Raw genomic sequence first — 22,709 nt, 5'->3', positions numbered from 1 at the left:
TGAAGTATACAGATAAGTAAAACAGGTGTTCCCCCTTCAGGGGGTTAGGGGGCTTTCACCACCCTCTTCAACACCAACAAGTTTTGCCCGTTTAAACTAAAGCCAGATATATTATTCTGGTAAAGGTTTACCAATTTATCATAGTACAAAACCACCACAGGCGATTGCTCCATTACCAGGTTATCCATTTGCTGGTAAATGGCATAGCGGGCCGAATCATTTTTTACCTGGTAGGTTTGCTCAAACAATGCATCAAATTTTTTATTGTTAAAGCCGGTATAGTTGGGGCCAAAAGGAATTTTATTTTTTGAATAAAAAACCGACAGATAATTTTCACCATCCGGATAATCTGCTATCCATTGGCCGTAAAAAAAGTTGATGCCATTTTTTGACACCAGCTCCCGCAGGCTGGCGCCCTGGGTAATTTCTACGCTGGTTTTAATGCCTATCCTATCCAGCTGACCTTGCACATATTCAATCAGGCTGCGATAGCCTACGGTAGTAGCCAATGATATTTCGGGCAACCCCTTACCGTCGGGAAAACCAGCTTCGGCTAATAGTCGCCGCGCTTTATCAGGATCGTAAGAGTACCCCTTAACACATTTACCATCAAAACCCGGCATACCCTGGGGGATAAAGCCTGCATAACCGGGGGTTCCCATGCTATTGCGCAGGTATTTAATCATCTTTTGGCGGTCAATAGCGTAGTTTATCGCCTGCCTCACTTTCAATATTTTCAGCGGCGATTTTTTGACGATGGCCAAATTACTGTCGACCAAAATACCGAGGTACATGGTATTTAGGTAGGGTGCCGTATTTAAAATGAATTTACCTTTATACTTTTGTGTTACCGCGCCCGATTTGGTAAGGATATCATCGCGATAGCTACCGTCGATATCATTCAAAAAATCGAGCTTCTTTTTTACAAACTCTAAAAATGATGTTTGTTTATCGGCAATAAATGTAGCCCTTACGGCATCCAGGTACGGCAGATGCCTGCCATTTTTATCCATTTCCCAATACTTATCGTTTTTAAGCAGTACAAGTACCTCCCCCTCTTTCCAATACTTAAACCTGAATGGGCCGGTGCCTATAGGGTGGCTCCTGAAATCTTTGCCATAAAACTCAACAACCTCCTTAGGTACAACCGAGCAATATTGCGCGGTAAGCATGCTTAAAAAAGGCGCGAAAGGCTGCTTCAGCCTGATCTGGAACGTACTATCATTAGGCGCTGTAAAGGCATCGCAGCCCTTTACTTTATCGCTAAAAATCCAGGAGCCCGATGAGGCAACTTTAGGATCTATCAATCTGCCGAAACTGTAAACAAAATCAGATGCCAGAGCCCTTCGGCCTACTCCGTTTTTAAAATGCGGATCATCGTGAAAATAAACATCATTGCGCAGGTGAAATGTATACAGCAATCCATCAGCAGACACATCCCAGCTTTTTGCAATGCACGGCGTAACTTTTAAACTGTCGTTAACCTGCACCAGCCCGTTAAAAACCTGGTTATCCATCCAAATGGTATAGTGGTTACGGCAAAAAGCAGGATCGAGCGAGGTGAGGCCTTCCTCCAGGTTGATATTGAAAACTGTTTTATGCGAATTTGCAGATTTTGAAGAGCAAGCAGAAAGCTGGATCATCAATCCCAAAAACAGCAATAAGACCAGTTTATTCATCAAAAGCTAATGTAATAATTATTGAATTAGCGACTTGGGGAGTTAGTGATTTATTACTTAAAGATGAAGTTTTTAAATAGTGAGTAGTTGGATTAGGTGAGTGGTTTTAATCTGCTTGTTAAGGCACCCTTGTCAGTTTAAATAAAATCCAAAAAAAAGCCCTCCAAAATGGAAGGCCTTTTTATATCTGTCAAATCCGAAATCGAAATTCCGTAATCCGAAATCAAAAATTAAACTTCAGCTAAATGTTCGCCGGTAACTGTTTCTTTAATTTTTGTTTCCAGTTCTTCCATCAGCTCGGGGTTATCCAATATTAATTGTTTAACCGCATCGCGACCCTGGCCTAAGCGGGTATCGCCATAGCTAAACCACGAGCCTGCTTTTTTAATGATGTTGTATTCAACACCCAGGTCGATAATTTCGCCGGCTTTAGAAATACCTTCACCAAACATAATATCAAACTCGGCAATACGGAACGGAGGCGCAACTTTATTTTTAACAATCTTCACCTTTACGCGGTTACCGGAAACTTCATCGGTATCCTTAATTTGTGATATACGGCGTACATCCAAACGAACCGAAGCATAAAACTTCAAGGCGTTACCACCGGTAGTAGTTTCGGGGTTACCAAACATTACGCCTATTTTATCGCGCAGCTGGTTGATGAAAATACAGCAGCATCCTGTTTTGCTGATGGTACCGGTTAATTTACGCAGGGCTTGCGACATTAAACGTGCATGCAAGCCCATTTTTGAGTCGCCCATTTCGCCTTCAATCTCGGCCTTTGGCACCAACGCGGCAACAGAGTCAATAACCAGGATATCAATGGCGCCTGAACGGATCAGGTTATCGGCAATTTCCAATGCCTGCTCGCCGTTATCCGGCTGCGAGATTAGCAGGTTCTCTACATCCACACCCAGTTTTTTGGCGTAGAAACGATCAAAGGCATGCTCTGCATCAATAAATGCAGCTATGCCACCTTTCTTTTGCGACTCGGCAATGGCGTGGATAGCCAAAGTTGTTTTACCGGATGATTCCGGCCCATATATTTCAATAACCCTGCCTTTAGGCAAGCCGCCAACGCCCAGGGCGATGTCGAGCCCCAAAGAGCCGGTTGATATTACCTCTGTAGGCTCAATAACAGAATCGCCCAACTTCATGATGGTGCCTTTTCCGTATGATTTTTCAAGCTTATCCAGCGTAAGCTGTAATGCCTTTAATTTGTCTGAGTTATTTTTATCTGTGTTAGCCATCTTCAAATTATCTTTAGCAAATATAAATGTATTATTTAGAATTACTAATTTTTTTAGTAATTATTTTTTATTGATGAGTGGTTGATTGAGTTGGATTAGGTTGATTAAGTTTTAACTCGTTAAGCCACATCAAATATATCGAAACAAAACCTACTCACTGAATCAACTCAATCTAACTTATTCAACTTTTCTCCACACTCCTTTTCTTTAATTCCTTACTGATCTTATTAAGTGCGGTCTTTTTCTTAGCTTCTTTGGCTTTTTTAATCTTTGCGGCCTCGGCTTTTAATAAAGCGGTTTCTGTATTGTTTCGCTCATAATACCTGCAAAACCAGGTGAGCGGGCAAATATCGCATTTGGGGCTGCGGGCTACGCAAATGTACCTGCCATGCAATATTAGCCAGTGATGGGCAACGGCAATATGCTCTTTAGGAATGTGTTGTATCAATTGCTTTTCAACAGCCAGCGGCGTAGTTGCGTTATTGGTTAAACCTATGCGGTTGGCTACTCTAAAAACATGCGTATCTACCGCCATTGCCGGCTCTTCAAATACTACAGATGCAATAACATTAGCGGTTTTACGGCCAACGCCCGGCATCTTCTGCAGGTTGTCTATGCCCGATGGCACCTCGCTGTTAAACACATCTACCAGTATTTTGGCCATGCCCACCAGGTGCTTTGCCTTATTATTAGGATAGCTTACACTGCGGATATAAATAAAAACCTCCTCGGGTGTTGATGCGGCCAATGCTTCAGGCGTAGGGAAACGTTCAAACAGCGCCGGCGTTACCTGGTTAATGCGTTTATCGGTGCATTGCGCCGACAGAATAACCGCCACCAATAACTGGAACGGGTTTTCATAATGTAACTCGGTAACAGGGTTAGGCTGATTTTTAGAAAAGTATTCAACAAAGTGTTTGTAGCGGTCGGCTTTTAACATGGTTCATTAGTTCATTGGTAGCTGCACGATTTATTAGTGTCGGCGCTTATTAAATATTGTAACCAATATACTGCAATTATGCTCAATAAATTGCAATTGGCAAACCACTAAATATAAATTTATTGAACTATTCACCAATGAACTAATGAACAAGCGCAGCGACAATGAACCAATGAACTAATAAAAATAGAAAGGTTCATAAATCATTTATCGGATTTTTGGCAGGATCGATTCACATCGGGTACCGTAATCAACAATTTATGATCTATGAACCAGTGAGGGGGTGCAATGCTTAACGCAGGCTCTTCGAATAGTCAAGTATCTGGTGTATGGTTTGCACTTTGGGCTTCTTAGCCAAAAGGTCCAAATCGGCGCGAATTGAATTGTAAAAAATCAACTCGTCTGCGTCCAGGTTTAAATGTACATTATCGTTCATTTCAGCTTGGTTAGCATTAGCATTCAACGTTCTTGTAAAGGTTTCATCCATAAGCTTTATTACTGTAATTTTTATACGATTTATAACGGTGGCTTAAAGATAATATTTTGTTAGATGAAAATTAAATGAAATATTTTTTATTAATTAATTTTTCCTGATTATTTAATTAACTGGAAATGTGATTAATAAAGTTACTTGCGCAAAAAATCCGGTTAATTGATAATTAATCAACAACCAGATTCAATATTAAAATAACTTATTACTTAACGCTTAACGACTAATTTTTAAGGCTTAACTCCCTGCCCTGCATCATTTTGCGCAGGTTATTGAGCGCATAGCGCATACGGCCAAGAGCGGTGTTGATGCTTACGTCGGTAATATCGGCAATCTCTTTAAAGCTCATATCGCCAAAGTGACGCATAATCAGCACCTCTTTTTGCTCAGATGGCAAAAGCTGTATCAGGCCTTTAAGATCCTTATAAGTTTGCTCCCTAACCATCTTATCTTCAGTGCTTTCATCGTAGTTACCCAGCACCTCAAAAATATCAAAGTCGTCGCCATTGCTCACCATAGGTGCGCGCTTTTCGCGGCGAAAATGGTCGATAACCAAATTATGTGCAATACGGGTAACCCAGGGCAAAAACTTGCCTTCTTCGTTGTACTTTCCGGCTTTAAGGGTATTTATTACTTTTATAAAAGTATCCTGAAAAATATCCTCGGCAAGGTATTCATCTTTTACCAGCAGGTAAACAGAGGTGTATATTTTTGATTGGTAACGCCTGATCAATTCTACAAGCCCCGCTTCATCACCGGCAATGTATAGATGGATTAGATCCTGATCACTCTTCAATTGAAAATCCATAGAAAGTACTACTTTAAACTTAATTTTTAGTTAAACTCTTGAAAAGTAAAGTATTTCCTATAGCGTTTTTGTTAGGGTAAAAAAATTGTTACTTCAAATAAAACAAATTCCCGGATAAAAAACAAATAAAATTTTTTCAACCGGTCATTTTTTAAATATTCATCGGGTTAATTAGCAACAAAACAATTTATTATTTGGCAACAATAATATTAGACTAAATTACACTACCAAAGGTTTAATGGGTACCAAAATAAATTTTTAAAATTGAATTGATAAAAAAATAAGGTACTGTTAGATTGTATTAAATCCGTTACAAATATTTTGTACTGTAAATTTATTAAAAGGCATCAACTTATTGCCCGGCAAGATGTTAAAAAATGTTAAATATTAAATGTTGCCGGCGTTAACATAGACTAATAGTAGTGATAACTCTATAGCTCATTTAAAAATTCTCTTGCATCCTGAAGTTCAATTTTCCCTTCCTTATAAAGATTTATTTCCTTTACAGATCGTTTTAGCCGGGTATACATCACCTGTTCCGACTTAGATAACGGGCGCTTATTGTTGTCTTTTGCAACATTATAATCCAGGCCAAAAGCGTCCAATACAGCTTTGATGGCTTTCTCGGTTTTTTTATCCTCAATACTTACAGTCAGCGTAGTTATTATATTAGCTTATATTTTAAAATTACAAAATGATACCAGCTTTTAAAAGCATTATTACGCCAATATACAGATATCCGTTAAATCCAACTCTCAAAAACCCCAACTCCTTCACGTGTTTACGCTAAAGTAATTCCGCTCACCACCAACCCAAAAAATCCTCTCTAAACAATTAAAAGTCAACAAACTGTAAACTCGGGTATTTAATTGCAATAATCATCTAAACAAAGTGAAAGCGATTTGGATTATGCTAAATATTTTAGGATTTTTGCATTTTAGAAAAAAGACCATAGTCGATAGTCCATAGGCCATAGTGATTGTATGGTTTTTGCTATGGTCTATGAACCATGGACTACCAACAATATATGAGCAAAGAAGCAGAAAAAGATCCATCAAAACATATTATTATAAAAGGGGCGCGTGTACACAACCTTAAAAATATGGATGTGGCCATCCCCAAAAACAAGCTGGTTGTTGTAACAGGCATGTCGGGCTCGGGCAAATCGTCGCTTGCTTTTGATACGTTATATGCCGAGGGCCAGCGCCGCTATGTAGAAAGCCTTTCATCATACGCCCGCCAGTTCCTGGGCCGCATGAACAAGCCCGATGTTGATTATATAAAAGGTATAGCCCCAGCAATAGCCATTGAGCAAAAAGTAATCACATCAAACCCGCGCTCAACTGTGGGCACCTCAACAGAAATTTATGATTACCTGAAGCTGCTTTTCTCGCGCATTGGTAAAACCATTTCGCCTATATCCGGCCTGCCGGTGAAAAAAGATTCGGTTACCGATGTGGTAAACTTTGTACTCAGCCTGCCCAACGAAAGCCAGGTAACCATATTGGCTCCTTTATATCCGCACAATAACCGCAGCCTAAAAGAAGAGCTGGCCGTACTGATGCAAAAAGGTTTTGTACGCGTAGAATACCAGGGAAAGCTATCAAAAATAGAGGCATTGTTAGAGGACGCCAGTATTGTTGATGATGGGTCATGGCTGGTGGAAGAGGTGAAAGGCGAAAGCTTAAAGGCGAAAGGCAAAAAGCAAAAGGCTGAAAGCGATATCGAAACCATAAACCTTACTACGCATCAGTCATCCCTTACATCCTACTCAGCTATACGTATTGTTGTCGACCGTGTTAGCAAAAACGAAGAAGATGAAACAGTAAGCCGCTTAGGCGATTCTGTTCAGACAGCGTTTTTTGAAGGTAAAGGCGATTGCTACGTGCGTTACCAGGAGGCTGGCGCGGAGCAGGAAACCGAACGCTTTTTTTGCGACCGTTTTGAGCTGGACGGTATTAAATTTGAAGAGCCTACCCCCAACTTTTTCAGCTTTAATAACCCTTACGGCGCCTGCAAAAAATGCGAGGGCTATGGTAAGGTAATTGGTATTGATGAAGATTTGGTTATTCCTGATAAAAGTAAATCGATATATGAAGGGGCTATTGCCCCGTGGCGCGGCGAAAAGATGCGCGAGTGGAATGACAACCTGGTGAGGCATGCCCTGAAGTTTGATTTCCCTATCCATCGCCAGTATAACCAGCTTACTGCTAAGGAACAAAAGTTATTGTGGACAGGTAATAAATTTTTCCGCGGCCTTGATGAATTTTTCAAGGAGATGGAAGAGCAAACCTACAAAATCCAGTACCGTGTTTTGCTATCGCGATACAGGGGCAAAACCACCTGCCCCGAGTGTAAGGGCAGCCGTTTGCGCCAGGATGCATCATATGTAAAAATCAACGAACGTTCCATTACAGATGTGGTTTTAATGCCGTTGGATAAAGCGCAGGAGTTTTTCCAGGGCCTGGAACTGAACGAGACCGATGCCAAAATTGGTAAACGTTTGTTAATGGAAATAACCAATCGTTTGGTTTTCCTGAACGATGTAGGCTTAAGCTATTTAACGCTAAATCGTTTATCAAACACGCTATCGGGCGGCGAATCGCAGCGAATTAACCTCGCTACCTCATTGGGCAGCAGCTTAGTAGGCTCGATATATGTATTGGATGAGCCAAGCATAGGCCTCCACCCGCGGGATACCCAGCGCCTAATTGGCGTATTAAAATCCCTGCGCGATGTGGGCAACACTGTTTTGGTGGTTGAACACGAGGAAGAGATTATGAAGGCGGCCGACCATATTATTGATATTGGCCCCGAAGCCGGTACTCATGGCGGTGAATTGATTTTTACCGGAACTTATGACGAGATTATAAAAGATGATAACAGCTTAACCGGCCGCTACCTGAGCGGTAAAGACGAGATAGCTATACCAGCCACCCGCCGTAAATGGCACGATTTTATCGAGATAAAAGGCGGCCGCGAAAACAACCTGCAGCACGTAAATGCTAAGTTCCCTTTAGGTGTACTTACCGTGGTTACCGGCGTGTCCGGATCTGGTAAAACCAGTTTGGTAAAACGCATACTGGCACCTGCCCTGCAAAAAACGCTGGGCAATTACTCGGGCGAGCAAACCGGATCATACGATAGCATCGAGGGCGATTACGCTAAGATAGAACAGGTAGAAATGGTTGACCAAAACCCTATTGGCCGTTCATCACGCTCAAACCCGGTTACCTACGTAAAAGCCTGGGACGAGATCCGCAACCTGTACGCCGCACAACCGGCAGCCAAAGCGGCCGGCTTAAAACCATCCGCATTCTCGTTTAACGTAGAGGGTGGCCGCTGCGATGTTTGCCAGGGCGAGGGTGAAGTGAAGATTGAGATGCAGTTTATGGCCGATATTTTCCTTACCTGCGAAACCTGCGGTGGCAACCGCTTTAAACAGCACATACTGGATATTACCTACAACGAAAAGAATGTAGCCGAAGTGCTGCACATGACCATTGACGAAGCTTTGCAGTTTTTTGCCAAGGAGCCAAAGATCATCTCAAAAATAAAACCCTTGGTTGATGTTGGTTTAGGTTATGTACAACTGGGCCAATCATCAAATACACTATCGGGCGGCGAAGCGCAGCGTATTAAGCTGGCATCGTTCCTGGTTAAAGGTAACAATACGCACAAAACGCTATTTATTTTTGATGAGCCAACTACCGGGCTGCATTTTGCCGATATTAAAAAGCTGCTGAAATCATTTGATGCCTTGCTTGAACACGGCAATACCATTATTGTTATTGAACATAACATGGATGTTATTAAATGCGCCGATTGGGTGATTGACATTGGCCCCGAAGGCGGCGACCGTGGCGGTAAAGTAGTATTTGAAGGCGTACCCGAAAGCCTCATCAAAGAAAAAAAGTCTCACACCGGGCATTATTTAAAAGAACGGTTTGGGAAGTAACCGTTACCTATTAAAATAAGAAAGGCTTCGTAATTGGGGTCTTTCTTATTTACTATTAAGTTTTATTTGTGACTGCATAACCCAATACTAAACCACGGTTACAAAAAATTGCGCGCTTTAACGTAGGGACTGTTGACCTGTTTTTGATCGTCCACACGCCGGTTGCATTACACCGTTATTACTATTAACGAAATTATGGTTAACCTTATCCGGTTATTTTAGGTTTAAATTAAAAAATGCAACAATAACTCTATTCCTTATCATCATAATGAACATGTCGTTAAAAAATCTATCTGAATCAACTGCATTAGTATTATTGCTAATTGTAGGTTATTCATGCTCGAAAGGCAAAAACGATTCATCGGATCCTTCGCCAATTACCAAACCCTCGCTTACAGCAAAAATAGACAGCACCGATTATAACCTGGATGCCGCGGCTATTACCTCAACTTATTATAGTACGGATGGAGATGACGTAAAAGCACTGAAAGCTACAGGCCGGTTAAATACAACAGGAAATAAGATTGTATTTTTTATAAACGATTTCAAAGATGGCACCATTGAGTTAAGCAAAAAAGCCGGAACATCTTTCAATCCGGGTAATTCTCACTTAAAGATTAATGCGGTAGTAACCACACCGCCTGTCCAAACCTATGTCCAGTACATTAAAGATGGCAACACTTACTACGCGGTATCGGGCACAATCACTGTTATTATAAAAAGTAATGGTACAGCAACTGTTAAGTGGGATATTAAGTTTACCGACGCCAAGGGCCGTTCGTTTAATTCATCAGGCTCATTCGATCTTACTAATTTCCAGGCCAATATTAAACCAAAAACTGATATAGTTGACCCCACACCTGTAAGTGATAAGCCAACTATCGAAAGTATTAGTCCGCAAAAAGGATTTGCTTTAGATACAATTAGAATTACCGGTACAAATTTTAGTGCAGTAAAAACCGATAACGAGGTTAGCTTTAATGGCACTAAGGCAGTTGTGGGCTCGGCAACAACTACCCAACTGGTTGTTATCGCGCCCGCCGCGGCAAGCACGGGAAGCATTGTAGTCAGCATAAAGAACGGCACTGCTGTAACCGGCCCTGTATTCACGTATTTATTACCGGCAACAATAACCGGAATTAGCCCCGCGAGCGGAAAAACAAACGATACTGTAACCATTACCGGTACAAATTTCAGTACAGTATTGGCAGAAAACACAGTGTTTTTTAAAACAGCTATCGGCATAATGTTAACCGCTACCAGTACAAAATTAACAGTACGGGTACCGGCAAGCGGGTCAACAGGCACAATAACTGTAAATGTTAATCATGCCCGCAAAACCATTACAGGCCCTGTGTTTACTTATACTAACAAACCCGTTTTGCAAAGCATATCGCCCGCGCAGGGCAACCCGGGCGATGTTATCACTTTTACTGGTACCAACTTTAGTACCACTCCGGCCACAAATATTGTTTTCATTAATGGAGTCCGTGCATCGGTACTAACGGCTACCGCAACTAAGCTTACTGTTAAAGTCCCGGCCAGCGCTACTACCGGAAAGATAATTTTAAGTGTTGATGGGAACAGTGCCAATGAAGCATTAATTTTTACCGTAAACCCGCCAAAAACTTCGCTGGCCTGGACAGAGGTTTTCACATCAGTCAATTTGCAGCAAAGTAATCAGATGGTAAGTACAGGAGGCAGTGTGCTTATTACCGGGGGCCCGCAACAGAGTTACCTGTATTTTAGTGCAGACGGCAAATCATATACCGACGTTTATAATAATTTACCGTTTGCCCAGGGGCAAAAACCATCTATCAACATTATCAAAGCCGATAACAACAACTACTACGTTACCACAAGCCTGGGCATTGCAAAATCTACAAATGGTACTAACTGGGTAAAAATAGTTCCGGATGCTACATCGCCCAACAGGAGTTTTACGGGAATTACTGTTAACCAGGATAAAATTACTTTGTTGGCAGGTAAAAAGGTTTATAAGTCCCCGGATGGCGGCTCAACCTGGTCAAGCGCCGATATTTCCGGTCCGGGAACGCTCAATTACATCAGCAGTTTTGCGAATGAAAAGTACATGTTTGCCGTTGATAACAGCAAGAACTTTACTTCGAAAGAAGAAAAAATTTTTTACCAGTCGATGGACCAGGGCCGCACCTGGCGAGAAACCAGCGGCGTAACAGGTATTTACAATTATAACCTGGGCGAGCGCGATTTTTTAACAACATCGTCATACAACGTATTTTGTTCCTTTAGCTATAAAGGCTCGGGACAAAGCCTTGGCAGCACCCGCGTATACCGCTCTGTAAACCAGGGCGCAACATGGGAAGACATAGGCAGCGAAGCATGCAGAGTAATAAAAACAGCCGGAGATATTGTAGCCTACGGAACTGCTTACCTTAATCTATCCTTAAATAATGGTGATACATTTACAAAATACACTATACCAACGGGATATACTTTAGGAGGCATCGTAATCACTCCATCTTATTATTACATCAGCGCGTATACCAACACCGGTTCCAATAAGATATTCAGGGCTACCCGATAGATAATTTAAATTTCAAAAAAACGGCTACGCTTTATAACAGCATAGCCGTTTTTTTATCTCCGGATACTCCCGGTAGCACTATTTTAAAATCCATAAAAAGATTTGCTACTTCGTTCCTAAATCGTTATATTTGACTAACATCCAACGCCTTACACAAAGATATTGCGCAAATCTTTGTATCCGGGTAACATCGGCTCAATCATTAACATACCTAAACTTACACTACTATGCCAGGAAGCAAAGCATTTTACGACACCATCCGCCCATTGTTTGGCGGACATTTCTCTCAAAGCCAGATTGATGGCATCGAAACTATTTTAACCGTTATTGCAGCAGCTGGCATAACCGATAACCGCAAAACAGCGTATATGCTGGCTACAGTGTTTCATGAATGCGCCAAAAAAATGCAGCCGATAGCCGAATTTGGCAAGGGCGCAGGCCATGACTATGGAAAAAAATTAAAAATGGGGGCTGGCTCTGGTCACCGGGTACCCTATACCACACCCGATAAATTATATTATGGCAGGGGCTACGTACAGCTAACCTGGTATGAGAATTATGAGAGTATGGGCCATTTATTGCATGCTGACCTGCTCGGAAATCCAGAACTGGCCTTAGATCCAACTATAGCTGCAAACATCATGGTTAAAGGGATGGTTGGCGGGCTATTTACGGGCAAGGGTCTTGGCAAATATTTTACAGCCGACTTAACCGACTGGGTAAACGCCCGCAAAATAATTAACGGCCTTGACCAGGCCGCAACCATTGCGGGGTATGCTCAAACTTTTCATAAAGGATTAACTGCGCCGGTTTAAAATAACCAAAGGAGTTTAGGCGGCGAAAGATCCCAGGGAAATTCCGGCTTCCTGAATTTCCTTGTGTCTGCCGGCTGTCAAAGCTGCCACGGCACGATATAATTGTTGATTATCCTGCCAAAAAGCAGCTTTGATTTTTAGCACAACCGCTAATAAATCGCCGGGGTAGTAATCGCCCCCGGCAAAAAGGTCATCAGTAAGTTTTTCGATGGCCAGCGGTACAAGATATGGCAAGCTAATCTCCTGCCCTATCATTAAACGCAGATCCTCGGTAGTAAATTCATTTAGCGGGACCTTTAATAGTTCCAGGCAACGTCGTACAAGTTGTGTTGGCGCCGTTGCCGGATCTTCAACGGCTATCTTTTCCAGGTTTTGTAGTGACTTGTAGCGCCAATTATTTTCCAGTTTCATTAAATGAAATCAACATGTGTAAGCCATTAACTTAATCAACCACTCACCCAATTAACCATTCACCTAATTATTTGCCCCCCGTTTTAACGTACATGTAAATAATACCGCCGATAACGGTAATTGCCAATACAATAAGCCCGGTAACGCCTTTTTTTTTATCCTGGCGCATTAGCCATACTAAAAATGCAACCAGCGGCAGCACAAAAACTGCCCAGAATATTAATGATGGAATGTTCATAAGAAGCCCCCCGCCCCCCCTAAAGGGGGAGTTTTAAATTATTAATAAAGTTAATGCCCTCTTGTTCCCCCTTCAGGGGGTTAGGGGGCCTAAAAAATCATCCTTGCCATAGGTGCAATTTCCTGCCCTACAAATTCACCTTTTAAATATTTATAGTAACCGGCAATTGCAATCATGGCGGCGTTATCTGTACAATACTGCATAGCCGGAATAAAGCTTTCCCAGCCATTTTTTTCGCAAAGCGCTTGCAGGCCCAATCTTAAACCTGTATTGGCCGATACACCGCCGGCCAAAGCCAATTGTTTAATGCCATACTGTTTTGCGGCCTTTTCAAATTTATTTAGCAATATAGTTGCTATCCGTTTTTCAACCGAGGCGCAAATATCGTCCATATTTTCGCTGATAAAATCGGGGTTCTTAGCCACGTTATCGCGAATAAAATACAATATCGACGTTTTTAATCCGCTAAAACTAAAATCAAAGCCTGCGATCTGCGGCTCGGGGAACTTGTAAGCATCCGGGTTACCCTGCCGCGCATATTTATCTATAAGCGGGCCACCCGGATAAGGTAAGCCCAATATCTTACTGGTTTTATCCATTGCCTCGCCCGCTGCATCATCCAGTGTTTGGCCAATAATTTCCATCTCAAAATAATCTTTCACCAAAACTATTTGCGTGTGCCCACCCGATACGGTAAGGCATAAAAACGGAAACACGGGCTTATGATCGCCAATAAAATGGGCCAGGATATGGGCCTGCATGTGATTAATTTCGACCAATGGCGCGTTTTGAGCAAGCGCAAATGCCTTGGCGAACGATACACCAACTAATAATGAGCCTAAAAGGCCCGGCCCGCGGGTAAAAGCTACCGCATCAATATCATTTTTGTTTACTTTTGCGTTCAATAGTGCTTGTTGAACGGCAGGAACAATATTTTGCTGATGTACCCTTGAGGCAAGCTCGGGGACAACGCCACCATATGCCTCGTGAATGCTTTGGTTAGCAATAACATTGCTCAGGATAACCCCATCAACGCAAACAGAGGCAGACGTGTCATCGCAAGAAGATTCAATTCCTAATATTACAGGCACAGTTTTAAATTATTGATTTATTGAATTAGTGAATTAATGATTTATGTTTTTTTTGACAAACTATCATTGCATTAAATTGTAAATGGAATGGCAGGAAAATTCAATAAATCAATAACTCAGTAATTCACGTTTTTAATTATCGAATTACTGAATTATTGAATTAACGATTTGAAGAATATTTACCAAACTGCCATTTAGTTAAATTGTAAATGAGGGCGGCAAAAAATTCACTAAATCAATAATTCAGTAATTCACTAATTATAAAAGGCAAAGTTATTAAAAAAGCACTCAAAATAGTATTCGGGCTGGTGTTGTTGATATTATTGACACTGAGCATACTTTTATTGGCTTTTCAATATAAACCCGTACAAACATGGGCCGCTAAAAAAGCGACCAAATATTTGTCGGACGAGTTGCGTACTACCGTAAGCATAAAAAGCCTTTATATAAGGCCGTTTAGCACCGTAGTTATTGAAGGCCTATATGTACTGGATAAAAAGAACGATACGCTGCTGAATACCCCTAAGCTGGCGGTAGATATCAATGGATTCTCTATTTTTAACAGCATCAAACAACGGCTTATCACTTTTTCGGCCATCGAGCTTGATAACGGCTCGTTTTACCTGAAAAAGCAAAAGGACAGTACCACCAACCTCGATTTTATTATCAATTATTTTAACTCGGGCGATACTGCAAAAACCACCAGCAAGCCATGGACGCTGAATTTTGATAAGATTACCATTAACAACTTCCACTTCCGGTATAAAAACCAGCTGATTGATACCGCAATGGCCCAGGTTAATTTTGACGATATTGATGTAAAACATTTTAGCACGGTGGTTTTAAACATGGATATCAAAAACCACCTTTTTAAGGGCAATGTGCAAAAGCTAACCCTTGTAGAAAAAAGCGGGTTTTACGTTAAAAATTTAACCTCAAATATCACTATAGATACTAACCAGATACTGGCACAAAACCTCCATTTAAAAACCGGGCATTCTGATCTGAAAGATTATTTCAGGATGAAATTCAAATCGTTTAGCGATTTTAACGAGTTGAACACGAAGGTTTATATGGATGGCGATTTTAAATCGTCGCGGGTATCATCGGCAGACATCGCCTACTTTACCAGCGGGCTCGAAAAAGTAAGCTTTGATCTTGGTTTAGATGGCCGGGCCCACGGGCCGGTTAGTAATTTAAAATCAAAGGGGGTTACCATAACCAGTGGCCAGGCTACCTTTATAAAAGGCGACTTTAATTTAAGAGGCTTGCCCGATTGGAATAACACCTTCCTGGAATTGCGGTTTGACCAGATAGCATCCAACAAAAAAGATATCGATTATCTCATCAGTCATTTCTCGGGCCAGCCCAACCTAAAAGTTCCCGATATTATCAACAAGTTTGGCAACATCAATTTCACGGGCAGGTTTAGCGGCTTGCAAAACGATTTTGTGGCCTATGGTATTTTTAAAACCAAGCTTGGCCGTTTTGATTCGGATATTAATTTAAAGATTGATAAAAAGGGTAGCCCCAGTTACAGCGGTAAACTGGATGCCTTTAATTTTGACCTGGGCACCCTGCTTGATGAAAGCAGCCTGGGCCGCACCACGTTTACATCAAACATAAAAGGCAGCGGCGACGACCTGAAAACCCTGAGCGAAAAAGGCGATGCCAAAATCAAATACATCGATTTTAATAATTACACTTATAATAACCTTACCATCAATGGCTCGTTTATAAAAAAACTTGCTGGCGGGCATATCACTATTAACGATAAAAACATAAAGCTCGACCTGAAAGGTAAGGTAAACTTAAATGGCCAGCTGCCCGCTTATGATTTGGCAGCCACTATTAAGGATGCCAAACTAAACGCCTTAAAACTGATAAAAGATACCATCACCCTTAGTACACAGCTAAAAACTACGTTCAGCGGCGATGATCTCAAAAACTTACAGGGTAATATTTTGCTATCGCCGATAAAGATTGTTGACCCACGCAATAATTACCAGGCCGACTCGCTTTACCTATCGGCCAATGGCAGCGGTAATGCCAGGGAGATAGCCCTTAAATCTGACTTTGCCGATGCCAATATTAAAGGCAGTTTTGACCTTGCTACCCTGCCATCGTATTTTAAAACCATTGTTAAAAAGTATATCCCCTCGTTACAAACTACTATTGTACCACCCAAGCCAGAAGAGTTTGATTTTAACCTGACCATCAAAAAACTCGATCCGCTTACATCGATATTTTTACCCGAATTAAAAATACCAGATCAGGGGAATTTTACCGGCCATTTCGATTCCAATAACAAAACGGCTACGCTATCGGGCTATATCAAAACGTTTAAATACGGCAAAATAGTTTTTCATGATTTTATTATTGATGAAAGCACATCCGACAATTTGCTGGGACTTAACGTTTCGCTAAAAAAGGTTGACCTAACCGACAGCCTCTTTATAAAGGATATTAACATAACCAACTTTCTTAAAAATGATAGTTTAAACTTTAACGTTAAGCTATCCGATAAAAATGCGGTAAACCAGCTGGATCTTTACGGCCTGGTTGAATTTGGTAAAGACACTACCGCCAAATTGAAACTATTACCCTCGGATGTGATCCTGGAGCACGAAAAATGGAAAATACAAGACCAGGTACGCATCCGCCTGCTTAATGGCAAAACCCAGGTAACAGGCTTTGAGTTATCAAATGGAACACAAAAGGTTAGGATAAACGGCTTTATATCTGATAATCCTACTGATGTATTAAAGCTCTCGTTTGAACAATTTAATATGCGCACGCTTAACCAGCTTACCAAAACATCGGGCATATTTTTAAAGGGCTACCTTAATGGCGATGTAAACATGACCGCCATTACTGCAGATCCCGGTGTTGACGCAAAACTATCTATCGATTCGCTTACCATGAACAAAACGCTTATTGGTAATGTAAAATTGGTATCAACACTGGATAACGACCGCAAGCAGGCCGACGTGAAATTAAATATTGTTAACCGCGGCCTTGAAACCATGAACCTATCAGGGATATACGCCTTTGGAAAAGATGCAGAAAACAACCTTGACTTTGATGTAAAAATGAACCAAACAGAGGCTATCATTTTTGAACCCTTTATCAAAGACCTTGTATCAGATATTAAGGGCAACATATCCACCAACCTGAAGCTGACGGGGCCATTATCAAAACCGCAACTGAATGGAGATGTTACCCTGGTAAACACAGGCGTAACCGTTAATTATTTAAAAACAGCTTATACCGTTAATACCAAAGTAAACGTAACCAATAGCGTTATCAAGGTAGACAACATGGTGCTAAAAGATAAAAAAGGCGGCACGGGCACGGCTAATGGAACGATAGATTTAAACAATCCATCTAACCCGGATATTGAGGTTGACCTGGTTGCAAAAAACCTGCTGGCGCTGAATACTACGTTTAAAGACAACCACGTGTATTACGGCACCGCTTACGGTACCGGGAATTTTAGTTTCAAAGGCCCGGTTGATAACATGAAAATTGATATAACTGCGCGCACCGAGGCAGGCACAATTTTCAATATCCCGCTTAACACCTCATCAACAGCAAGCGATTATGATTTTATAAAATTTGTAAGCCATAGCGATACCGCCAAAGTTGTAGCCAAAGAGCGCGCATTTAATGGCGTAACCCTTAATTTTGATTTAACCGCCGACGAAAAGACCGTGGTAAGGATAGCAACAGATTATGGCTTGCTGGAAGGCAGCGGGGTAGCCAATAACCTAAAGCTGAATATTAACAGCCTGGGCGATTTTGAAATGTATGGCGACTTTTTAATAACCACGGGCAAATTTGAATTTACGGCTAAAAACTTTATCAGTAAAAACTTTACGGTAAGCCAGGGCGGTACCATCAGGTGGACAGGCAACCCGGCAAACGCCGAAATAAACCTGAAAGCGCTATATGAGGTACGTACAGATCGTTCGCCGTTGTATACCGCCGCGGGCCTGCAATCGCCGCAGGGCAATAAGCAGGTATTGGTACAGGCCGAGTTGATCCTGACCAAATCGTTGTTATTACCGGTTATCGACTTCGACTTTAACTTCCCAACCGATCCTTCGGTAAAGGATGACGTGGCTACTTATTTATCAGACAATAACAACCGCAGCCAGCAGGCATTAAGCATCATTGTGCGCAGGCAGTTTTCGTCGGGCAGCAACAACAGTTTAACCAACCAGGTTATAAGCACCGCAGGCGATGCCGTTACCGAATTTGCTTTTAATAAACTAAACAACCTGATAGCACAATCAAACATTAAAAACTTTGATTTAAACATCCGATCCTTTAATGAGGCCAGCGCCTCGTTGCGCTTTTTTAACGACAGGCTTTCGTTTAACGGAAGTTTGTTTACCAACACAGCCTCAAACGATTTATTTAACAACAATAACACTACCCTTTTCAATCAAAGCTTTAACTCCATTAACAAAGATTTTGAGGCCTTGTACCGCATCAGGAAAGATGGCAACTTAACTGCCAGGTACTCGTACCGGATTTTAAACAGTACCACCCTAAACAATTTAAATAACCAGTTGCTGCCGCAGTATGTGAACGGATTGGGCTTGGTTTATCAGCGGGATTTTGACACCTTCCGCGAGTTTATCCGTAACCTTTTCGGAAGCGGCAAGCGCGCCCAGGCCCCGGTAACACCATTACCGGTAACAAACCCCAATCCTATTGTTACCAAACCGGACGACGATGATTAGTTTATTGATGTGCAAATTTCAGATTTCAAATGTGCAGATGAACATACTTCAAGGCTATTGAAAACTGCCCTATCTAATACAAAAAAAGCAGGCTGACATTAATCAACCTGCTTTTTTATAATCTGATTTCCCTGCATCTGCACATTTAAAATCTGCATATCTGCACATCTGTAATCTGCACATCTAACAGCTTAATGGTCGCGCATAATCGCATGATCCATTTTGTCGCGTTTGGTACGCAGGTATAATTCATTATGTGGGTTTGACGCTATTTCGATAGGTACGTTTTCAATAACCTCCAGGCCGTAGCCAATCAAGCCTGCGCGTTTTTTGGGATTGTTGGTCATCAGCCTCATTTTCGAAATTCCAAGGCTGCGCAATATCTGCGCTCCAACGCCGTAATCACGCTGATCCATTTTAAAGCCCAGTTTAACGTTTGCTTCAACGGTATCATAACCGTTTTCCTGCAAGTGGTATGCTTTTAACTTGTTGATAAGGCCTATTCCGCGGCCCTCCTGGTTCATGTAAACAACTACGCCCTTTCCTTCCTTGCTTATCATTTCCATTGCTTTGTGCAGCTGTGGGCCGCAATCGCAACGGCACGATCCAAAAATATCGCCGGTAACGCATGAACTATGCACCCGGGTTAAAATTGGCTCACCGGGCTCCCAGGTGCCTTTTACCAAAGCCAAATGATTTTCCCCGGTATCCAGTTGGGTGTAGGCTATCATTTCAAAATCGCCCCACTCGGTAGGCATTTTCACCGATACTTCTTTTTTAACCAGTGTCTCGGCGTTTAAGCGGTAAGCTATCAGGTCTTTGATAGATACAATTTTCAGGTTAAACTCTTTTGCCATAACCAGCAGGTCGGGCAGGCGGGCCATGTCGCCGTCTTCTTTCATGATCTCACATATAACTCCAGCTGGTTCAAAACCGGCCAAAACAGCCAAATCAATAGCCGCTTCGGTATGGCCCGAGCGGCGCAAAACGCCTCCATCTTTGGCAATAAGCGGGAATATGTGACCTGGCCTCCCTAAATCTTCGGGCTTAGTGGCCGGATCAATTAATGCCAAGGTTGTTTTTGAACGGTCGGTGGCCGATATGCCGGTTGTGCAGCCGTGTCCCAGTAAATCAACAGAAACCGTAAAATTAGTTTCGTGCGAGGTGGTATTATGGCTCACCATCGGCTCCAGTTCAAGTTCGCGGGCTCTATCTACAGTAATAGGCGCGCAAACCAGGCCGCGGCCATAGCGTACCATAAAATTTATTGCTTCGGGGGTGGCGTTGCGGGCTGCAGTTAAAAAATCACCTTCATTTTCCCTGTCCTCATCATCAACCACAATGATCATTTTACCTGACCGTATATCGTCTATAGCTTCTTGTATTGTATTTAACATTATGTGGGTATTACGTATGGCAAACCTAAAAGGCTGCCATGATGTATTAAAGTTTAAACAAATTTAAACTATATTAAAATGATTCTGGTCGGTGCTATGTAAAATGATTTTGAAGGCGTTTGCCGTATCAGGCTTCCTTACGTTTAAAGATTTTATTAAAATATCTTTTGTAGGCCTCCATGTCAAATATCACTGAATCGGTAGCGGCTTTATAGGAAAGGAAAAGCCCGATGGGCGTTAGCACAATAATGGCCACCCACATACCAAATACAGTATTAACGTTACCTGCCTTTACAGATTTTTCGCCTATGGTTGATATAATGTAATAGATGAGGAAAAATATCACCGAAATTACCACAGGCAGCCCCAGCCCCCCTTTACGAATAATGGCGCCAAGCGGCGCACCTATTAAAAACAATGCTATACAGGCGGCTGATAAAGTATATTTCTTTTGCACTTCCGAGTCGTACCGGCGGATGGTAGACGCATCGTTATTATACTTATCGGCGCGATTTTTCAAAAAATCCTTTACCGACCGCACCTCAGATGCAGCGCTTGATAAAGCCATCTGCTGATCTGCAATTTTCATGCTTTTCAACACATCTTTATCGGCAGCAATATATTTTACTTTTGACTTAGCCGGCAAATTAAAATACTTGATGTACGGCGTAATAAGTTTATAATTTAATACAACAGCAGCATCCGTAGCCTTTTGACTCGAATCAACAAAAAATTTAAGTTGCCGCAAATTCATCATTTGCGATGCGGATTTAAACTCATTTTCATCGGTACGGCTAATTTTAAAGCCATCCAGCGAAAATTTTTGCTCCATCTCTTTAAACCGGAAACGGGTAAAGCGTTGCCGCAGATCATAATTAGCGCCGTCGCTTTTTGATTCCACATAGTTTACACCTTCCTTGAGTTTTAGCACCAGGTACTTATCGCCCATGGTACGGAACATAGTACCCTCGCGGGCCATGGTTACTTCGGTGTTATTGGTTTCGTCGTTTTTTTTATAAATAATAATACCATAAAGCCTTTGCCCGTCGGGATCTTTTTTTGTTACACGGATGGTGTAGCCTGGAAAGCTGGAACTGAATATCATTTCGGGCAGTAAATCGGCCGATTTCTGCTTTCGGGCATCATATAAAAGGGAATAGTATTTCAGGTTAGCTATCGGCAGCATATAATCCGAAAAGAAAAAGGCCGCGATACTTAATATGGATACAACAATGATCATGGGATACATTGCCCTGCGTAGCGAAATGCCGGCAGCTTTAATGGCTACCAGTTCATAATTTTCGCCAAGGGCACCATAAGTCATAATGGTTGATAGTAATACCGATAACGGCAGCGCCATGGCCACATTGGTTGCCGAGTTGTACATCATCAACTCCAGGATAATATACCAGGCAAAGCCTTTGCCTATAAGGTCGTCGATGTATTTAAACAAAAACAGCATCAGCAACACAAACATTACGATGAAAAGCGTGCTTACAAAAGGCCTTATAAATGACTTAAGCAGTAAAAGGTGGATCTTTTTCATCGGGGCAATTTGTATTTACAGGATAAAAAACGCGCAACGGTGCAGGTTAATTTTCATTAACGCAAAATTAGCGTTTGGTAATACAAAATTAGCTAAAATTAAATTGGCCTTACGCCCCCAGTACGCTTATGAGGTAATCAATCTGGTTATCCCATATCAGTTTTCGTTCGGGAATCTGGTCTTCCGTTGCAAAATCGGTGATGCTCAGGGCAACATCGTTGGTAAGTTCGTCTTGCAAAATCTCCATTTCAAAATAGCATTGCGGCTCATCCTCAAGCCATTTGAACCTAACCAGCTTATTTTCTTTAACTAAAATAAGTTTTGCTTTTTGCGGCTCATCGTCCCAGGTAAAAGTAAAAACCTGGTCACGAACATTTACATCATCGGCAAACCATTGTGCTAACCCGTTAGGCTCATTTAGGAAAGTGAACAGTATTCTTGGAGATGATTTTATCTCATACTCAATAGTAAATTTCTTTTTTTCGGACATCGGGGTTTATACTTGAAAACAGGTTATGCAGTAAATGTTAACATTTTTTCTAAAGAAAACGAATTTCTGCTATATTTGCAAACCTTTTTAAGGAAGCACATTGTTTTATAAACATAGCTACTCTTTTTACCAACCATATAAAAAGAGGATTAAATTAAAAACGGCGGGGTAGCTCAGATGGTTAGAGCGTAGGATTCATAACCCTAAGGTCGGCAGTTCGATCCTGCTCCCCGCTACTAATAACAGAAAGCCCCTTGAAAAAGGGGCTTTTATTGT

Annotated in this window: 15 protein-coding genes and 1 tRNA gene; 5 read left to right on the top strand and 11 right to left on the bottom strand. The window is 41.7% G+C overall.

The genetic code is table 11. The annotated features are described in order from the left end of the window. Positions 1-44: 44 nt before the first annotated feature. From AC1DU2_RS10825 to AC1DU2_RS10805, 5 genes are all read right to left on the bottom strand, one after another. Positions 45-1,679 carry an ABC transporter substrate-binding protein gene (locus AC1DU2_RS10825; RefSeq protein WP_477353867.1) on the bottom strand — a complete coding sequence of 545 codons (1,635 nt, stop codon included), beginning with the start codon at positions 1,677-1,679 and terminating at the stop codon, positions 45-47. 230 nt (positions 1,680-1,909) lie between these two features. Further along, on the bottom strand, positions 1,910-2,932 hold the full coding sequence (gene recA / locus AC1DU2_RS10820) for a recombinase RecA (protein ID WP_477353865.1): 1,023 nt from the start codon (positions 2,930-2,932) through the stop codon (positions 1,910-1,912). Between the two features lie 181 nt (positions 2,933-3,113). Next, positions 3,114-3,872 carry an endonuclease III gene (nth, locus tag AC1DU2_RS10815; protein WP_477353863.1) on the bottom strand — a complete coding sequence of 253 codons (759 nt, stop codon included), beginning with the start codon at positions 3,870-3,872 and terminating at the stop codon, positions 3,114-3,116. 292 nt (positions 3,873-4,164) lie between these two features. After that, positions 4,165-4,308 carry a hypothetical protein gene (locus AC1DU2_RS10810; protein ID WP_158642931.1) on the bottom strand — a complete coding sequence of 48 codons (144 nt, stop codon included), beginning with the start codon at positions 4,306-4,308 and terminating at the stop codon, positions 4,165-4,167. Positions 4,309-4,585: 277 nt separating this feature from the next. Then, positions 4,586-5,170 (bottom strand): RNA polymerase sigma factor, encoded by a 585-nt coding sequence (locus AC1DU2_RS10805; protein WP_147055814.1) that lies wholly within the window; start codon positions 5,168-5,170, stop codon positions 4,586-4,588. Positions 5,171-6,197: 1,027 nt separating this feature from the next. Between AC1DU2_RS10805 and uvrA the strand changes: the two genes are divergently transcribed. The 3 genes from uvrA (at position 6,198) to AC1DU2_RS10790 (ending at position 12,509) form a co-directional block, all read left to right on the top strand. Beyond that, positions 6,198-9,128 (top strand): excinuclease ABC subunit UvrA, encoded by a 2,931-nt coding sequence (uvrA, locus tag AC1DU2_RS10800; RefSeq protein ID WP_477384309.1) that lies wholly within the window; start codon positions 6,198-6,200, stop codon positions 9,126-9,128. 274 nt (positions 9,129-9,402) lie between these two features. Further along, positions 9,403-11,694, top strand: a complete 2,292-nt coding sequence (locus tag AC1DU2_RS10795) for an IPT/TIG domain-containing protein (protein ID WP_477384283.1) — start codon at positions 9,403-9,405, stop codon at positions 11,692-11,694. Positions 11,695-11,921: 227 nt separating this feature from the next. Then, positions 11,922-12,509: a glycoside hydrolase family 19 protein gene (locus AC1DU2_RS10790; protein ID WP_477384281.1), complete on the top strand. Its 588-nt coding sequence runs from the start codon at positions 11,922-11,924 to the stop codon at positions 12,507-12,509. Between the two features lie 15 nt (positions 12,510-12,524). Here the strand turns inward: AC1DU2_RS10790 and AC1DU2_RS10785 are convergent, their stop codons facing one another. From AC1DU2_RS10785 to tsaD, 3 genes are all read right to left on the bottom strand, one after another. Then, positions 12,525-12,920, bottom strand: a complete 396-nt coding sequence (locus tag AC1DU2_RS10785) for a contact-dependent growth inhibition system immunity protein (RefSeq protein ID WP_477384279.1) — start codon at positions 12,918-12,920, stop codon at positions 12,525-12,527. Positions 12,921-12,987: 67 nt separating this feature from the next. Further along, on the bottom strand, positions 12,988-13,158 hold the full coding sequence (locus tag AC1DU2_RS10780; protein WP_177183727.1) for a hypothetical protein: 171 nt from the start codon (positions 13,156-13,158) through the stop codon (positions 12,988-12,990). 89 nt (positions 13,159-13,247) lie between these two features. Further along, positions 13,248-14,249 carry a tRNA (adenosine(37)-N6)-threonylcarbamoyltransferase complex transferase subunit TsaD gene (tsaD, locus tag AC1DU2_RS10775; protein WP_477353851.1) on the bottom strand — a complete coding sequence of 334 codons (1,002 nt, stop codon included), beginning with the start codon at positions 14,247-14,249 and terminating at the stop codon, positions 13,248-13,250. A 344-nt stretch (positions 14,250-14,593) separates the two neighbouring features. Here tsaD and AC1DU2_RS10770 point away from each other — a divergent pair, with 344 nt between their 5' ends. After that, the gene (locus tag AC1DU2_RS10770; protein ID WP_477384277.1) at positions 14,594-19,000 is read left to right on the top strand and encodes a translocation/assembly module TamB domain-containing protein; all 4,407 of its coding nucleotides are present in this window, start codon (positions 14,594-14,596) and stop codon (positions 18,998-19,000) included. A gap of 191 nt (positions 19,001-19,191) precedes the next feature. Here AC1DU2_RS10770 and AC1DU2_RS10765 read toward each other — a convergent pair whose 3' ends face one another. From AC1DU2_RS10765 to AC1DU2_RS10755, 3 genes are all read right to left on the bottom strand, one after another. After that, positions 19,192-20,397 carry a bifunctional 3,4-dihydroxy-2-butanone-4-phosphate synthase/GTP cyclohydrolase II gene (locus tag AC1DU2_RS10765; RefSeq protein ID WP_477384275.1) on the bottom strand — a complete coding sequence of 402 codons (1,206 nt, stop codon included), beginning with the start codon at positions 20,395-20,397 and terminating at the stop codon, positions 19,192-19,194. Between the two features lie 127 nt (positions 20,398-20,524). Next, entirely contained in the window at positions 20,525-21,943 is a 1,419-nt protein-coding gene (locus tag AC1DU2_RS10760; RefSeq protein ID WP_477353845.1) for an LptF/LptG family permease, read from the bottom strand. A gap of 109 nt (positions 21,944-22,052) precedes the next feature. Further along, entirely contained in the window at positions 22,053-22,433 is a 381-nt protein-coding gene (locus tag AC1DU2_RS10755; RefSeq protein WP_090642033.1) for an START-like domain-containing protein, read from the bottom strand. A gap of 162 nt (positions 22,434-22,595) precedes the next feature. On the opposite strand from AC1DU2_RS10755, the gene AC1DU2_RS10750 reads away from it, so the two are divergent. Beyond that, positions 22,596-22,669: transfer RNA gene (locus AC1DU2_RS10750), tRNA-Met, on the top strand. Positions 22,670-22,709: the final 40 nt, after the last annotated feature.

The sequence above is a fragment of the Mucilaginibacter sp. P4_C11 genome (assembly GCF_056402115.1).
This window is presented reverse-complemented; position numbering and strand designations above follow the sequence as displayed.

Bases quoted from the DNA above. Each gene is read 5' to 3' on its own strand.
- AC1DU2_RS10825 (WP_477353867.1), bottom strand. From the start codon at position 1,679: ATGAATAAACTGGTCTTATTGCTGTTTTTGGGATTGATGATCCAGCTT.
- recA (WP_477353865.1), bottom strand. From the start codon at position 2,932: ATGGCTAACACAGATAAAAATAACTCAGACAAATTAAAGGCATTACAG.
- nth (WP_477353863.1), bottom strand. From the start codon at position 3,872: ATGTTAAAAGCCGACCGCTACAAACACTTTGTTGAATACTTTTCTAAA.
- AC1DU2_RS10810 (WP_158642931.1), bottom strand. From the start codon at position 4,308: ATGAACGATAATGTACATTTAAACCTGGACGCAGACGAGTTGATTTTT.
- AC1DU2_RS10805 (WP_147055814.1), bottom strand. From the start codon at position 5,170: ATGGATTTTCAATTGAAGAGTGATCAGGATCTAATCCATCTATACATT.
- uvrA (WP_477384309.1), top strand. From the start codon at position 6,198: ATGAGCAAAGAAGCAGAAAAAGATCCATCAAAACATATTATTATAAAA.
- AC1DU2_RS10795 (WP_477384283.1), top strand. From the start codon at position 9,403: ATGTCGTTAAAAAATCTATCTGAATCAACTGCATTAGTATTATTGCTA.
- AC1DU2_RS10790 (WP_477384281.1), top strand. From the start codon at position 11,922: ATGCCAGGAAGCAAAGCATTTTACGACACCATCCGCCCATTGTTTGGC.
- AC1DU2_RS10785 (WP_477384279.1), bottom strand. From the start codon at position 12,920: ATGAAACTGGAAAATAATTGGCGCTACAAGTCACTACAAAACCTGGAA.
- AC1DU2_RS10780 (WP_177183727.1), bottom strand. From the start codon at position 13,158: ATGAACATTCCATCATTAATATTCTGGGCAGTTTTTGTGCTGCCGCTG.
- AC1DU2_RS10765 (WP_477384275.1), bottom strand. From the start codon at position 20,397: ATGTTAAATACAATACAAGAAGCTATAGACGATATACGGTCAGGTAAA.
- AC1DU2_RS10760 (WP_477353845.1), bottom strand. From the start codon at position 21,943: ATGAAAAAGATCCACCTTTTACTGCTTAAGTCATTTATAAGGCCTTTT.
- AC1DU2_RS10755 (WP_090642033.1), bottom strand. From the start codon at position 22,433: ATGTCCGAAAAAAAGAAATTTACTATTGAGTATGAGATAAAATCATCT.